This window comes from Pseudomonas sp. EL_65y_Pfl2_R95, from assembly GCF_963971045.1.
GTDB lineage: Bacteria > Pseudomonadota > Gammaproteobacteria > Pseudomonadales > Pseudomonadaceae > Aquipseudomonas.
Window position 1 is genome coordinate 211,661 of record NZ_CAXAOV010000002.1, and the last position, 13,702, is coordinate 225,362.

Annotated in this window: 15 protein-coding genes; 9 read left to right on the forward strand and 6 right to left on the reverse strand. The window is 54.7% G+C overall.

The annotated features are described in order from the left end of the window. Nucleotides 1-11: 11 nt before the first annotated feature. The gene (locus AACY09_RS08825) at nt 12-965 is read left to right on the forward strand and encodes a hypothetical protein (protein WP_339487343.1); all 954 of its coding nucleotides are present in this window, start codon (nt 12-14) and stop codon (nt 963-965) included. A 64-nt stretch (nt 966-1,029) separates the two neighbouring features. On the opposite strand, the gene AACY09_RS08830 is transcribed toward AACY09_RS08825, so the two are convergent. Continuing rightward, a complete protein-coding gene (locus AACY09_RS08830) occupies nt 1,030-1,317 on the reverse strand; it encodes an acylphosphatase (protein WP_339487344.1) in 288 nt (95 codons plus the stop codon). Between the two features lie 6 nt (nt 1,318-1,323). Beyond that, nucleotides 1,324-1,803: a TlpA disulfide reductase family protein gene (locus AACY09_RS08835; RefSeq protein ID WP_339487345.1), complete on the reverse strand. Its 480-nt coding sequence runs from the start codon at nt 1,801-1,803 to the stop codon at nt 1,324-1,326. 30 nt (nt 1,804-1,833) lie between these two features. On the opposite strand from AACY09_RS08835, the gene AACY09_RS08840 reads away from it, so the two are divergent. Beyond that, nucleotides 1,834-3,243: a PilZ domain-containing protein gene (locus AACY09_RS08840; protein ID WP_339487346.1), complete on the forward strand. Its 1,410-nt coding sequence runs from the start codon at nt 1,834-1,836 to the stop codon at nt 3,241-3,243. A 123-nt stretch (nt 3,244-3,366) separates the two neighbouring features. Further along, nucleotides 3,367-3,756, forward strand: coding sequence for a hypothetical protein (locus tag AACY09_RS08845; protein WP_339487347.1), 390 nt, complete (start codon nt 3,367-3,369; stop codon nt 3,754-3,756). Nucleotides 3,757-4,158: 402 nt separating this feature from the next. On the opposite strand, the gene AACY09_RS08850 is transcribed toward AACY09_RS08845, so the two are convergent. Next, complete coding sequence (locus AACY09_RS08850) at nt 4,159-5,382, reverse strand: virulence factor BrkB family protein (protein WP_339487348.1); 1,224 nt, start codon at nt 5,380-5,382, stop codon at nt 4,159-4,161. 168 nt (nt 5,383-5,550) lie between these two features. Between AACY09_RS08850 and arsC the strand changes: the two genes are divergently transcribed. Genes arsC through AACY09_RS08865 form a run of 3 tightly spaced genes read left to right on the forward strand, consistent with a single transcriptional unit; the run spans nt 5,551 to nt 6,909 of the window. After that, nucleotides 5,551-5,904, forward strand: coding sequence for an arsenate reductase (glutaredoxin) (arsC, locus tag AACY09_RS08855; protein ID WP_339487349.1), 354 nt, complete (start codon nt 5,551-5,553; stop codon nt 5,902-5,904). Further along, entirely contained in the window at nt 5,901-6,506 is a 606-nt protein-coding gene (wrbA, locus tag AACY09_RS08860; RefSeq protein WP_339487350.1) for an NAD(P)H:quinone oxidoreductase, read from the forward strand. The genes arsC and wrbA overlap by 4 nt, the downstream gene beginning before the upstream one ends. Further along, a complete protein-coding gene (locus AACY09_RS08865) occupies nt 6,499-6,909 on the forward strand; it encodes a DUF2069 domain-containing protein (protein ID WP_339487351.1) in 411 nt (136 codons plus the stop codon). Before wrbA ends, AACY09_RS08865 begins: the two co-directional genes overlap by 8 nt. A gap of 1,129 nt (nt 6,910-8,038) precedes the next feature. Here the strand turns inward: AACY09_RS08865 and hda are convergent. The 3 genes from hda to AACY09_RS08880 all read right to left on the reverse strand — a co-directional run bounded on the left by hda (nt 8,039) and on the right by AACY09_RS08880 (nt 11,047). After that, nucleotides 8,039-8,743 (reverse strand): DnaA regulatory inactivator Hda, encoded by a 705-nt coding sequence (gene hda, locus AACY09_RS08870; RefSeq protein ID WP_339487352.1) that lies wholly within the window; start codon nt 8,741-8,743, stop codon nt 8,039-8,041. Next, a complete protein-coding gene (locus AACY09_RS08875; protein ID WP_339487353.1) occupies nt 8,740-9,834 on the reverse strand; it encodes an AI-2E family transporter in 1,095 nt (364 codons plus the stop codon). The genes hda and AACY09_RS08875 overlap by 4 nt, the downstream gene beginning before the upstream one ends. Nucleotides 9,835-9,925: 91 nt before the next feature. Next, nucleotides 9,926-11,047: a DUF2066 domain-containing protein gene (locus AACY09_RS08880; RefSeq protein WP_339487354.1), complete on the reverse strand. Its 1,122-nt coding sequence runs from the start codon at nt 11,045-11,047 to the stop codon at nt 9,926-9,928. Nucleotides 11,048-11,245: 198 nt separating this feature from the next. Here AACY09_RS08880 and purM point away from each other — a divergent pair, with 198 nt between their 5' ends. The 3 genes from purM to AACY09_RS08895 are packed head-to-tail and all read left to right on the forward strand — an operon-like array spanning nt 11,246 to nt 13,670. Further along, on the forward strand, nt 11,246-12,304 hold the full coding sequence (gene purM / locus AACY09_RS08885) for a phosphoribosylformylglycinamidine cyclo-ligase (RefSeq protein WP_339487355.1): 1,059 nt from the start codon (nt 11,246-11,248) through the stop codon (nt 12,302-12,304). Beyond that, nucleotides 12,304-12,951 carry a phosphoribosylglycinamide formyltransferase gene (purN, locus tag AACY09_RS08890; protein WP_339487356.1) on the forward strand — a complete coding sequence of 216 codons (648 nt, stop codon included), beginning with the start codon at nt 12,304-12,306 and terminating at the stop codon, nt 12,949-12,951. The genes purM and purN overlap by 1 nt, the downstream gene beginning before the upstream one ends. 8 nt (nt 12,952-12,959) lie before the next feature. After that, nucleotides 12,960-13,670 carry a DUF3108 domain-containing protein gene (locus tag AACY09_RS08895; protein WP_339487357.1) on the forward strand — a complete coding sequence of 237 codons (711 nt, stop codon included), beginning with the start codon at nt 12,960-12,962 and terminating at the stop codon, nt 13,668-13,670. The last annotated feature ends 32 nt before the right edge of the window (nt 13,671-13,702 follow it).

The window sequence follows — 13,702 nt, forward strand, 5'->3', positions numbered from 1 at the left end:
CAAGAGTCATCATGTTCAATAGAAACACCTTACGCCTTGGCGGCGCCGCAATTTGCGGCGCCGTTTTTCTGAGCGGCTGCGCAAACCAACTTCCTCAACGCAGCGAACACGAGGAACGCATTGAGCGCAAATTGCTTGATCACAGCCTGCAGATAGATGCCGGTCAACCCGGCGTCCTTGAACTGCCGCAGCGTCGTGTTCGGGTTAATGAGCAAAAGACCTTTGAAGTTACCGCTTTCGAGGTTACGCGCAAATATGACCGCTACACGCCGTACCAGCCATGGCGTGAGCTATACGAAGTGCCGCTAGGTGCGGTAGCTGTGGTCGCAGGTGTGGGGGCAAACATATTGAACGTGGTGCTGCTGGGCAGCTTGCCGGACACCGCGACCAAAGGCTGGATCAGCTATGGTTTTGCCGGGTTGAATCCCTTTATGAACGTGCAATCCAACGGCCGATCGCAGCAGAACCTGGCCAGCATTGACGAACAACGTCAGGATGCGCGCATGGAGTACTCAAGCCTGCCTTGGGCGGAACGGCCGGTCATCGTCAAGGCGGGTGATCAGCAACATGAATTGTCCACCGACCGCAGCGGCGTGTTGCGCATCAACTTGCTCGACAGCCCCTTTGCCGAGCAAGACATTAGCCGTGTGAGCTCATTGCACATCAGTGTGGAGGACCCGGAAAACGAGGTTCGGGCGGATGCTAGCCTACTGGTCAGCCGCACCCTGCGCGGCAAGCTCAACGAAGCCCATGGCCTGATCTACGATGACCTTGAGGGCGATGACACCAACCAGTGGGTGCATCGCGTCAAGCGTCTTTCCGAGTTAGGCCTAGAGGAAGAAGCAAGCGAACTCGAACAAAGCCTGATTGAGCTGACGCGCAATGATCCAGAGCTGCAAGAAGCCTTTCTACACTCACTGACCAAAGATGCTGGCCGCTTGGTCGCCGACCCCGGCAACCGCTGAACACCGCCTGTAATCGAGACTGCTCTGGGTTATCAGAGCAGGCTACAGGTTTATTTAGGGCGACTCAGCGAATGATAAAACCGGCAATACCTTGAATCCCTTGCTCGGTCAGTTCAACAGCCTCGACCTTGGCACTTTTTGGTCCACGAGCCAGCCATTTTCGCATCACTTCAATGGCCTGACGATTCCCTTCACACATCACCTCAACCCGGCCGTCCGGCAGGTTTCTCACCCAACCATCAATCCCCAACTGCTCCGCCTGCTCTGCGGTGGACTGTCGAAAGCTGACACCCTGCACGCGCCCACTGATGTACCCGTGCAGGCTGACTACTGCTTCATGCTCACTGTTCATTGACCTCTAGCCCTCTGCCTTAAGCGCTGCAAGTTTGGCCTGAATGCCTGCGGCGGTTTGCTCACCCAGCAAGCGCTCGCGCACACGCCCGGTGTTATCAATAATGTAAGTCACTGGCAGCGCTTCACTGCGCGGTAATTTAAACCGCTCGGCGGGGTCGCTGGCCAACACCGTGAAGCGGATACCCAACGCCTCACTGACTCGTTTAAGCTCGGCGCCCTGGACGTTATCAAAGTTCACCCCAAGAACACTGACACCTTGACCGGCCAGCTGTTTATCCAGCGCATTTAGCTGTGGAATCTCAGTTCGGCACGGGCCACACCACTCGGCCCAATAATTGATAACTAACCACTGGCCTTCGATCCGTTCAGACGGTACCTTGCGTCCATACTGGTCAACACCAGCCGCGTCGGAGCATGCTGTAAGGACGAGCACAGCAAATGCGCCTATAACTATACGAATGACCCACTGGAGTTGTGCGCCCATGTATTCGATCCTCTTGCTGGCAGGGTTGAGATGACACTTGATGCCTTGCGCCTGGAAGTGCCTGACATCATTGATGACCCGTCTGCATCACAGTCTGAGTTAGTTGAGCTGTTCAGCAAAGCCCGCAGCGAGCCTTTAGCGACTGCATTACAGCAAGTCGTCAGCCTGTTGTTTCGGCTTAACCGCAGCCCTAAGACCTTACTCGAAAGACAACGTGCGCTGCAAAACTTCAGCGATGAATATCGTTACTACTCGCTTGCCCAGCAAAGCCATGAACCGCCTCCGGCGCTATACATTCACCTGTGCAGCGAGCTGGCGATTGGCTTTAAACGCCTATTACTGCAGATCCTCCAGGGTCGTAACCCATCGCCCCCACATCTGGCGTGGTGCCTGTATATGGCGCAGCACTTTCTGGCGCAGACCCAGCTACGCCATTATCAGGTCTATCAAGAGCCTCCGCCGAGCCTGTGGCGTGACAGCCACCTGCTGTACTGGATTGGCGAGCACCAGAAGTGCCTGGACGAGCCCGTGGCCGCGGCATTCAAACCTGCAACAGCGCCGACCCTGCGCGGTGTATACCAGCAGATGCTGATCATGGCCCTGAGCAACCCATTTCATCTACACGAAGGTGAATGCCTGCTGTTATTCAGCGCGCTTGCACCGCTCAGCGGCTTAGCCCGGCTTTTGCCGTGGGAAGAGGATGATGACAGCGAAGGGCCAATCGTCGATCTCAGTGAATCGCAACCCTGCTTGAGTTTTGCCCAATCAGTCAAAGGCGATCCCCAGTACTTACGTCGTTTTGAACTCGGCCCCTTATTGGTTGCACTGCATGATCCAGCCCCCCTGCAAACGATTGCCGAAGGCAAAGTGCTCAATCATGTTCAGCAGCACTGGATGGGGCGACAACAGCGCCGCCACGAGCGACTGGAAATGCCATCGACCTGTGATTTAGTGGTCGGACTGAATGCAGTGCACAGCCAGCTCCTGGGTCAGCGCCCTACCCGCACCGAATCGCAAATTATGGACGCCAGCGCAGGCGGTGCACGCTTACTCTGTGATTCAGACCGTTCCAAAGCATTGTTGGTCGGTCAGTTGGTGCTGATCATCAACAGCAGTGAAACGCCAACGCTGGCATTGATACGCTGGCGCCACTTGAGCATTGCGGGGTTACATATTGGCCTGCGCTACCTGAAAGGCTTGCCACGCCCAGTCTGGTTGCGCCGGGCACCTGTTGCACAAACCCATCCTGGCATACTGCAAAGCACACCTGCGCCCGGCAGTGGTTGGCATCATGGGGTGTGGCTACCCATTGGCCAATTTGTGGAGGGTGAGAGTTTGTGGCTGCAACTAGCCAACGCCAACAGCCAAAAAATCCTACCGCTACCGGCTTCCAATCTCAGCACGCCCATTGTCAGTCGTCACCCAATGGGTCTGGGCTAATGAGGCTTTTGCCAATAGCAAAATCTGCGAGACTGATCACGCGACACAAGGGTTGAGCGCACAGTTTGAAGGGCGCGACGAGGTTTATACTTGCGCGGACTGGTTCTCAGCCTGGATGCCCAAATGCCTCAGCCACATGACACCTTAATCGGCCCCGTTCCCTCAAGAATCGTCAAAAGCGCACGCCAACAGGTGACCGCTTTTGAAGGGCGTGTCGCTGAGTACAATGTGGCCGTATGGCTTCAGGTGCCAGGGCTGGCCAATTTGCCTGTTTCGCTGTTTGTGACCTTCACCGACGCCGGCAAACGGCGCGAAGTCGCAGTCGATCATGGTCAGGTCAATAGCCACAACAAGATCATGTTATCGGGCGTTGCGCGCGTGCCATTCAAGCAGCAAATTGAAGACATGCAACTACAACTGCGTACCGCCGTGAGCTTTCATGCAATAACGGTTGAAGAGATGTTTGTCCAAGCCGCCGAACTCGAACAGAGTGCACAGCAAGCACTGGCCTAACACTTAAAGCGCCGACAATGCTCTAACCTATGCACTTGCAAGGCTTAGGCTCAGCATCCAGCAACACCGGCGCAACCTCCCCTGTAGACTGTTGGGTACCCGCGACCAACGATTCAGGCCACCGCGCAAAGCGCAGCCCCGTCAGCCGATTAAGTCGCTCAAGCGCCTCATCTGAGCCCTGTTCACACAGCGCTACGACCTTACCCTGTTTATGACTCATAACCGCATTACGCTCCATCACTCGCTATTCTCATGGCAGTTTGAGTGTTCTGTGCTGCGCTCAGTTCAATAGAGCTGTGAAGGCCTGTGCCAGAAGCATGCCAGACCAAGAGCCCCCCGCGATTAACGGTGAGCAGCAGCAAATGCCACTCAGACTAAGCGGCAGTTCGCCGTAAACTGACATTATTTGTCAGTTGGCGGCTGCAGCCACTGCGCCAAACTGCCATGAAACAAATCAGCTTGCTGCTCATGAAAGCGTTGCAGAACCTGACGAAAAGCGGGATACCAGGGTTCATCCATCGTTTCAGGCAATTGCTCCAACTGAGGCATCGGCCACGGACTTTGGCTGATCAAGCGCTGCAGGGCAAAGCTATTCAAATCGCGGCTCACGACCCAAGCACCGGCGCCACTGGAGGTCACCAGTCGCTGGCTTTCAAGATAGCCGAGTACCTCTTCCCATTCATGCTCCGGCAACTGCCACCCCTTGCGCCGCACATCGCGATAACGGACCTTCAGCCCCGACTGCTGGCGCTCATAGAACACGCGCAAAACAGCCATCACCAGCAATATTCGCGGAATATCCAAACGCCGCCACTGATAAGAGGAAGACAAATTACACACCAATTCGGCGCCAAACAGCACAATCAACCAGGACAGGTAAATCCACAGCAAGAACAACGGCACCGTGGCAAAGGCCCCATAGATCAGCTGGTAACCGGGGAAAAAACGCACATAGAGGCCGAATATATTTTTGGCCACCTCAAATAAAACCGCCGTAAACAAGCCACCGAGCAGCGCATGCTTAAAGGGTACCCGGGCATTGGGGACCGTTGCGTAGAGCAAGGTAAAAGCCGCCACACTGAAAAACAGCGGCATAAAGCGCAGTAATGTTTTTGCCCCAATAAGTGCATCAGGGCCGGACATCAGTGACAAAGAGGCAATATAGGTGCTGATAGCAAAACCTGCCCCCAGCAGGATCGGCCCAAGGCTGAGAATCGCCCAATACAGCAGAAAGCTTGATACGCCTCGCCGCGCCTGACGCACCCGCCAGATGGTGTTAAAGGTTTTCTCGATGGTCACCAGCATTAAAAATGCGGTTACCGCCAAGATAATCACCCCAATCCAGGTTAACTGTCGCGCTTGAACAGTGAAGTTGCGCAAATATTCCTGAACCGTCTCACCCGCTGAAGGCACAAAATTGCGAAATACAAAGTGCTGAATCTGCTCATCAGTGCCCTGAAAGGCAGGAATCGCCGAGAGCATGGTGAAGGTCACTGTCATCATCGGCACCACAGCAAACAGCGTGGTGTACGTCAGCGCAGCCGCATTGTTGATGCCTTGATCAGCAAAGAACCGCTGAAACAGAAAGCGCCAAAACTCGAACCATTCTCTTAACCGTTGAAGCATGCCTTCTCCTTAGCTGAAGCGGTAACGCTACGCCATTTTCCTTATATGCGACCAAGATGTGCCCCTAATTGACAACTGAAAGCAAGGCTTTACTGCACACGGCGTTACGCACATCGTCGCTCGACACGGTTAGAATAGTCGCCACCTGACGCAAGATGCGAACCGCACATGACTGATTTAACGCTCTACCACAATCCGCGCTGTTCAAAATCCCGTGCTGCGTTGCAGCTGTTAGAAGACCGAGGTCTGGCACCAGAGATTGTGCGCTACCTCGATACACCGCCCACCGCAGAGCAACTCAGCGAGGTGCTAAGCAAACTCGGCATGCCTGCACGGGCACTGTTACGGACCGGCGAAGACGACTACAAAACACTGAATCTGAGCGAACCAGGGCTAAGCGAAACGCAGCTTATTGCGGCAATGGTTGCCCAACCGAAACTGATTGAACGGCCTATTTTGATCGCGGGCAACCGCGCCATAGTAGGACGCCCGCCTGAGCGCGTTCTGGAGATTCTGCCGTGAGTTCAGCCTACATCCTAGTGCTGTATTACAGCCGCCACGGTGCGACCTCGGAAATGGCCAAGCAAATTGCCCGCGGCATCGAGAGTGTCGGCTTAGAGGCGCGCTTGCGCACCGTACCGAGCGTTTCAGCTGACTGCGAAGCCACTGCCCCAGAGATTCCGGAACAAGGTGCACTGTACGCAACCTTGGATGACTTGAAGAACTGCAGTGCGTTAGCGCTTGGCAGCCCGACCCGCTTCGGCAATATGGCTGCGGCTTTGAAATACTTTCTTGATGGCACCAGCAACCTCTGGCTGACCGGCGCACTAGTCGGCAAACCTGCTGGCGTATTCACCTCGACCGCCAGCCTGCACGGCGGCCAGGAAACCACCCTGCTGTCGATGATAATGCCGCTGCTGCACCACGGCATGTTGATTACCGGCCTGCCCTACAGCGAGTCAGCACTGCTGGAAACCCGTGGCGGCGGCACGCCGTATGGCCCTAGTCACCACGCAGGAGCGGACGGCAAGCGCACGCTGGATGAACACGAAAAGACCTTGTGCAAAGCACTTGGCCAACGCTTGGCTGAAACCGCACAGAAACTGGAGAAGCCACGTGGCTAAAGAAAAGAAGCCATTGCCAGAGCTGCAGTGGTTAGAACCCCGCGTCAAACTCAGCCGCGCGTTAAGCCTGTTTAACTATATCGCCCTACTGGTGCTGATTACCGTATGGAATCTAGGGTTTGCCGACCTGCATGGCGCCCGTAACTGGGTTGTATTGACCATTCAGCTTGTACCGCTGCTGTTGCTTGCTCCGGGTATGGCACTTGGCAACGCCCGCGCCCACGCTTGGCTGTGCTTTGTTATCAACCTGTATTTTATTCAAGGCATTCTCGCCGCCATCGACCCGGCAAGGGCGGTCTACGGCGCACTAGAAACCATTATCAGCTTTGCCCTGTTCTGCAGCGCTCTGCTCTACACCCGCTGGCGCTTCCAGTACGACCGCAAACTGGCAGGCGAGCAATAACTATAAGCGTTGTCCCCTAAGGAAATAGCAAGTGGCATGGGCGTCGTAGGGTGCGACAACGCGAAGCTTGTCCACCATGGATCAAGCAGCAAAATGCTCAATCATGCGCAATTGATTTGCGCTATTTGCAACGAACGATGGTGGATGAAAAAGGCGTCATCCACCCTACCCCTTAAGCGCTCAAACAGGCACCACACCTTTAAGTGCCTGCAGTCGCTGAACTATGTTGAGCGCTTAATCTTGAGTTCCGCTTTTACAACCCAAACCCAAAATCTGATTTTGAAGCGCAACGAGTGACGGTCAGACAAGGCGAAGGACTGCCTGAAACGCGGAGCTTACTCTTGTAAGTGAGCATTTTCAGGTGGTCCTTCAACGCAGTATCACCGAGCGCAGTCGCTTCAAGCCTCGTTGTGCTCTTGATCCTTTCGCTCTTAAAACCCAAACCTAAAATCTGATTTTGAAGCGCAACGAGCGAAGGTCAGACAAGGCGAAGGACTGCCTGAAACGCGGAGCTTACTCTTGTAAGTGAGTATTTTCAGGTGGTCCTTCAACGCAGTATCACCGAGCGCAGTCGCTTCAAGCCGCGTTGTGCTCTTGATCCTTTCCCTCTTAAAACCCAAACCTAAAATCTGATTTTGAAGCGCAACGAGCGAAGGTCAGACAAGGCGAAGGACTGCCTGAAACGCGGAGCTTACTCTTGTAAGTGAGCATTTTCAGGTAGTCCTTCAACGCAGTATCACCGAGCGCAGTCGCTTCAAGCCGCATTGTGCTCTTGCCTCTGATAGGTGCTCTTAAAACCAAACCCAAAATCTGATTTTGAAGCGCAACGAGCGTGGGTCAGACAAGGCGAAGGACTGCCTGAAACGCGGAGCTTACTCTTGTAAGTGAGCATTTTCAGGTGGTCCTTCAACGCAGTATCACCGAGCGCAGTCGCTTCAAGCCGCATTGTGCTCTTGCCTCTGATAGGTGCTCTTAAAACCAAACCCAAAATCTGATTTTGAAGCGCAACGAGCGTGGGTCAGACAAGGCGAAGGACTGCCTGAAACGCGGAGCTTACTCTTGTAAGTGAGCATTTTCAGGTGGTCCTTCAACGCAGTATCACCGAGCGCAGTCGCTTCAAAACAGATTTTTACCAGCCGAGTGTTTCTTTGAGAAAGGGAATGGTTAGCTTGCGCTGGGCTTGCAGCGACGCTTGATCCAACTGCTCCAGCAAATCAAACAGCGCATTCATGCTCCGCTCGCCACGAGTCAGAATAAACCGCCCGACTTCTTCACTCATGTGCAAGCCACGGCGCGACGCACGCAGTTGCAAGGCTCGCAGTTTGTCCTCATCGGATAAGCCCTGTAGCTGAAATACCAGCGCCAGGGTCAGGCGTGATTTCAAATCAGGCAATTTGATTTTCAATTCACGGGGCGAGGTATTGGCCGACAGCAACAATTTACGCCCGCTGTCGCGCAGCCGATTGAACAAATGAAATAGCGCCTCTTCCCAAATGGGCTGGCCGGCAACCGCCTCCAAATCATCAAGGCACACCAGTTCACAGCGTTCTAGGTTGTCGAGCAACGCAATACCGTGAATAGCAACATCGGCCAACGGCAAATACACTGCCAGTTCATCACGCTGTTCAAACTTGAGGCAAGCCGCTTGCATCAAGTGGCTGCGCCCAACGCCGTGGGCGCCCCACAGGTATATCAAACTCTCAGTCCAGCCAGCATCGGCTTCACATAAGCGCTCGACATAGCCCAGCGCCGCAGCATTGGCTCCGGGGTAGAAATTGGCAAATGTGGCGTCATCACGCAGACGCACACCTAAGGGCAGCTGGATCGGTTTCATACTGGCTTTTGCGGCTCTTCTAAAGCGCGAACTGGAGATTCTCCATAAAGTGATGAAAGTTTATAGAAATCATGAGCATGACGCAGCAAAACCATGATCACAGCGGCAACCGGCAAAGCCAGAAGAATGCCCGAAAAACCAAATAGCTGGCCGCCGGCCATGATTGCAAAGATCACCGCGACGGGATGCAAGCCGATACGATCACCGACCAGCCATGGGGTTAACAGCATGCCTTCAAGCATTTGCCCGACAATAAACACGGCGGCAATCGCCATCAGCGGATAGGGCTCAAGACCAAACTGGAACAAGCCGGCGATCAATGCTGAAGAAATACCAACGAAGACACCGAGGTAAGGAACGATACTGGCCAAACCGGCAAATACGCCGATCAACAGGCCCAGTTCCAGCCCGATCACCATCAAGCCAGTGGCGTACATGACTCCCAGCGCCAGCATTACCAAAAGTTGCCCACGCATAAAGGCGCCAATCACCTCATGACATTCCGCCATTAGTTCGACGATGGTCGTCTCTTTATCACGGGGCAGCATTGACCGAACTTTCGCCACCATCAAGTCCCAGTCGCGCATCAGATAGAAGCTGACCACCGGGATCAACAACAGATTCGCCACTAGGCCCACCAATGCCATGCCCGATGCAGTGACTTTCTTAAGCACCATGCTGGCGATGTCAGTGGTTTTGCCCAAGTTGTCCGAAAGTGCTCCTTTGAGCTGGTCAAGGCGCCAGAAATTGTCATTGAGACCAAACTTGGCCTGCACCCAAGGCAAGGCAACGTGCTGGGTCCAGTCGATCATTTGCGGGGCCAGTTCGTACAAACGCACCAACTGTTTGCCGAGTAGAGGCACCAATACCACCAGCAAGATGGTCAAGACCAGGCTGAAAATAGCGAAGACAATGATCACGCCCCATGTGCGTGAGATCTTCAGGCGCTCAAGGCGGTCCACCAGTGGATCGCCCATATAGGCCAACACGATTGCAATGATAAACGGAGACAGCATCGGCCCAAGCAGATACAGCAGCCACGCCAGCAGTGCAAAGCCGACGATCCAATACCAGCGCGGCAGAGCCTTCATCCTAAATCCTCAGTTAATCTTCAATAGGTGCTGTCATAAAACAACCGCTGAAACTGTCAGCGGTTGTTAGGACAATCAATTACAGCAATGCTTACCAACGAAAACGCAATACGTTTGCTTTAGGCACATTGCTTTGTGGCGCCGGGGCTGGCGCCACTGGGTTATTAGCCGCAGCGTCAGGTGTGCTGCCCTCTGCAGCAGTCGGTGTCTGACCATCGGTCACCGGCGTATTCGGGCTGTTTTGAGTTGCGGGTTCAGGGTCTGGGGTGGCGGGTACTTCTTGCAACTGCGCCAAGGCCAACTGCGAACGCAGTTGTTCGGCGTTAGCGTTAACCTTGAATACCAAGCGACCGTTGTCGACTTTGCTGAAGCTGGAGTCAAACGGCTCAAGCATCCGCTGGATTTCAGCATACCGGGCCAGGCTCGCCCCTTCGATTTCAAGGGTCAGGTCTGTCGAAGAACCTGCCGCCGCAACAAAGCGCTTTGCCAGTAACTCACTCACCGCCTTCATCACCGAATCCGCGACGGCTGCTTGGTCAGCCCCTTGCGCACTGCCTTTGAAGTCGTCGTCACCCACCCAAAGACGCCAATCTGCACTCCATTGGCCGTCCGCTTCATGCGCCTGCACAGCCAGGAGTGCATCTGCTGCATAACGCTCAGAGGCCGTGCGTAATTCATCTGGCGACGTGGCATTCAGGTTTTCGGCCGTCCCGACCAATTGCTCACTGAGATCAGCCAAAGGCAATCGCAGCGGCAGGCCACGATGCTGCGCGGCACGATTCAGTGGCTCAGCGCTGGCAAGGCCATCGCCGACCAAGCTGGTGCCATTTACGTCGTCATTCAGCCACCACGTCATGACGGCCGGACGATTAGCGCTCCAAATCGGCAACCCTGCTTGGCGCAACGCCCGATCGACACTGCTCGGATCGAAACTGACCACGATGCTGTCGCTCTCAAAACCATACTGAGTAACAATTTGTTGCGGATCTTTGTAAATCTCGGCCAAATCCGGATTTTTAGAGCCATCGGCCTTGCCGGTCAGGCGTAAAACCAAGGTATCCAGCGCACGACCCAATTCAGTATTTCGCTGATCAGGCTGCTGACTAGCCCCTGCTTCACGTACTTCATAGAGGTCAGAAACCGTGGCTGCCAAGCTCGGCAAGCTATATAGCAGGGGTAATGACAGGGCGAGCATACGAGCGATCAGGCGCATTAATTAGGTTCTCGACGGGCTGGGAGCGGTTAAAACGCTTCATTAAACAGGCTATACCTTAAACAGCCGCCAGTCGCCCGGCAACCATAGCGCTTCGTGGGTGGTCGCTGCTTAGCAAGCCTGATAAAATCGCGCGCCTCGCAGCCCGGCCCATGCAATGCCGGTACACATCCGAATTTTCCTTAAAGGCCTGTATCTATGAGCAAGCAACCCTCCATCAGCTACAAGGACGCAGGTGTAGACATCGACGCAGGCGAAGCCCTGGTTGAACGCATCAAAGGTGTCGCCAAGCGCACCGCTCGTCCGGAAGTCATGGGTGGCTTGGGCGGCTTTGGCGCGCTTTGCGAAATACCTGCGGGCTACAAGCAACCTGTGCTGGTTTCGGGCACCGATGGCGTCGGCACCAAACTGCGTCTGGCCCTTAACCTGAACAAGCATGACAGCATTGGCCAAGACCTGGTTGCCATGTGCGTAAACGACCTGATCGTGTGCGGTGCAGAACCGCTGTTTTTCCTTGATTACTATGCCACCGGCAAGCTCAACGTCGATGTCGCCACTCAAGTGGTTACCGGCATCGGCGCAGGCTGTGAATTGGCCGGTTGCTCACTGGTTGGCGGTGAAACCGCTGAAATGCCAGGCATGTACGAAGGCGAAGACTATGACCTGGCCGGTTTCTGCGTAGGTGTGGTGGAGAAAGCTGAAATCATCGACGGCAGCAAAGTCTGCGCCGGTGATGCGCTCATCGCCCTGCCGTCTTCTGGTCCTCATTCGAACGGCTACTCACTGATTCGCAAGATCATCGAAGTATCGGGCGCAGACATCGAAAACACCCAACTTGATGGCAAGGCGCTTACCGACCTACTGATGGCACCGACGCGCATCTACGTGAAGCCGTTGCTCAAGCTGATCAAAGACACCGGCGCGGTTAAGGCCATGGCGCACATCACCGGCGGTGGCCTGCTCGACAACATTCCTCGCGTTCTGCCAAAAGGCGCTCAGGCCATTGTTGATGTTGCCAGTTGGCAGCGCCCGGCCGTGTTCGACTGGCTGCAAGCTCAGGGCAATGTTGAAGAAACCGAGATGCACCGGGTGCTCAACTGCGGTGTTGGCATGGTTATCTGTGTCGCTCAGGATCAGGTTGAAGCAACCCTCAATAACCTGAAAGCGTCGGGCGAACAGCCTTGGGTGATCGGTCAGATCGCGGATGCTGCAGAGAACGCAGAGCCTGTTGTTCTCAACAACCTGAAAAGCCATTAATGGCGACGCCTTGCAATGTAGTTGTGTTGCTCTCAGGTTCTGGGAGCAACTTGCAAGCACTGATCGACAGCCTCGACTCAACCAGTTCAGCGCGCATTTGTGCGGTGGTTTCAAATCGCGCAGACGCCTACGGGCTTGAGCGCGCCAAAGCCGCTGGGATTGCCACCGATGTGCTTGACCATCGCCAGTACGACAGCCGTGAGTTGTTTGATGCAGCGTTAATCGAATGCATCGACGCCCATGCGCCTGACTTGGTGGTACTGGCAGGTTTTATGCGCATTCTCAGCGCCGACTTTGTGCGGCACTATGCAGGACGCCTGCTCAATATTCACCCGTCTCTGCTGCCGAAATACAAAGGTCTGCACACGCACCAACGGGCGTTGGACGCCAAAGACATGGAGCACGGCTGTAGCGTGCACTTCGTGACGGAGGAACTCGACGGCGGACCACTGGTCGTACAAGCAGTAGTGCCAGTGAATGCAGATGACTCAGCGGCAAGTCTGGCTGAGCGGGTTCACCGCCTGGAACACCAGATCTATCCACTGGCAGTTCGCTGGTTTGCCGATCAACGCTTGCACCTTGGCTCGCAAGGCGCAATGCTTGATGGCAAGCCACTCGCGAGTACTGGCTATATTTTCCGAACTTAGGAGAGAACATGCGTCGCGCCTTACTGTTCGCACTTGCGCTGATTAGCGCTCCCGTCTTTGCAGACGAGATCAAACCCTTTACTGCAAGCTACACCGCAGACTGGAAACAGCTCCCGGTAAGCGGCTCTGCAGAACGCAACCTTACTGATTTGGGTGATGGGCGCTGGGAGTTGAATTTCGAAGCGTCAATGCTGGTCGCCAGCCTCACCGAAACCAGCACCTTTCGCATTGAAGACAATGCCTTTATGCCCCTGAGCTACAAATACGAGCGTGGCGGCTTGGGCAAAGGCAAATCAGTTGAACAAGACTTTGACTGGTCGGCCAAGCAGGTTATTGGTGATGACCGCGGAACCGCGGTGCGCATACCACTGAATCGCGGCCTGCTGGATAAATCCACTTACCAAATGGTGTTGCAGCATGACGTAGCCGCTGGCAAGAAAAGCATGAGCTACCAAGTGGTCGACGGTGACGACATTGAAACCTACGACTTCCGTGTCCTGGGTGAAGAAGCCGTAACCACCAAGGTCGGCAAGATAGATGCAATCAAAGTAGAGCGGGTGCGTGATCCCACCCAAAGCAAACGTAAAACCACCCTGTGGTTTGCCAAAGACTGGGACTATTTGCTGGTTGCTCTGAACCAGATAGAGAAAGACGGCAAGGAATACCAGATCATGCTTGAAGAAGGCACTGTAAGCGGTAAACCCGTTAAAGGTCGCTAATAGTTGAGACCAAAAAAACCGAGCATTGCTCG

Bases quoted from the DNA above. Each gene is read 5' to 3' on its own strand.
- AACY09_RS08840 (WP_339487346.1), top strand. From the start codon at position 1,834: ATGACACTTGATGCCTTGCGCCTGGAAGTGCCTGACATCATTGATGAC.
- AACY09_RS08850 (WP_339487348.1), bottom strand. From the start codon at position 5,382: ATGCTTCAACGGTTAAGAGAATGGTTCGAGTTTTGGCGCTTTCTGTTT.
- AACY09_RS08880 (WP_339487354.1), bottom strand. From the start codon at position 11,047: ATGCGCCTGATCGCTCGTATGCTCGCCCTGTCATTACCCCTGCTATAT.
- AACY09_RS08830 (WP_339487344.1), bottom strand. From the start codon at position 1,317: ATGAACAGTGAGCATGAAGCAGTAGTCAGCCTGCACGGGTACATCAGT.
- AACY09_RS08825 (WP_339487343.1), top strand. From the start codon at position 12: ATGTTCAATAGAAACACCTTACGCCTTGGCGGCGCCGCAATTTGCGGC.
- AACY09_RS08845 (WP_339487347.1), top strand. From the start codon at position 3,367: ATGCCTCAGCCACATGACACCTTAATCGGCCCCGTTCCCTCAAGAATC.
- arsC (WP_339487349.1), top strand. From the start codon at position 5,551: ATGACTGATTTAACGCTCTACCACAATCCGCGCTGTTCAAAATCCCGT.
- AACY09_RS08895 (WP_339487357.1), top strand. From the start codon at position 12,960: ATGCGTCGCGCCTTACTGTTCGCACTTGCGCTGATTAGCGCTCCCGTC.
- purM (WP_339487355.1), top strand. From the start codon at position 11,246: ATGAGCAAGCAACCCTCCATCAGCTACAAGGACGCAGGTGTAGACATC.
- hda (WP_339487352.1), bottom strand. From the start codon at position 8,743: ATGAAACCGATCCAGCTGCCCTTAGGTGTGCGTCTGCGTGATGACGCC.
- AACY09_RS08835 (WP_339487345.1), bottom strand. From the start codon at position 1,803: ATGGGCGCACAACTCCAGTGGGTCATTCGTATAGTTATAGGCGCATTT.
- purN (WP_339487356.1), top strand. From the start codon at position 12,304: ATGGCGACGCCTTGCAATGTAGTTGTGTTGCTCTCAGGTTCTGGGAGC.
- AACY09_RS08875 (WP_339487353.1), bottom strand. From the start codon at position 9,834: ATGAAGGCTCTGCCGCGCTGGTATTGGATCGTCGGCTTTGCACTGCTG.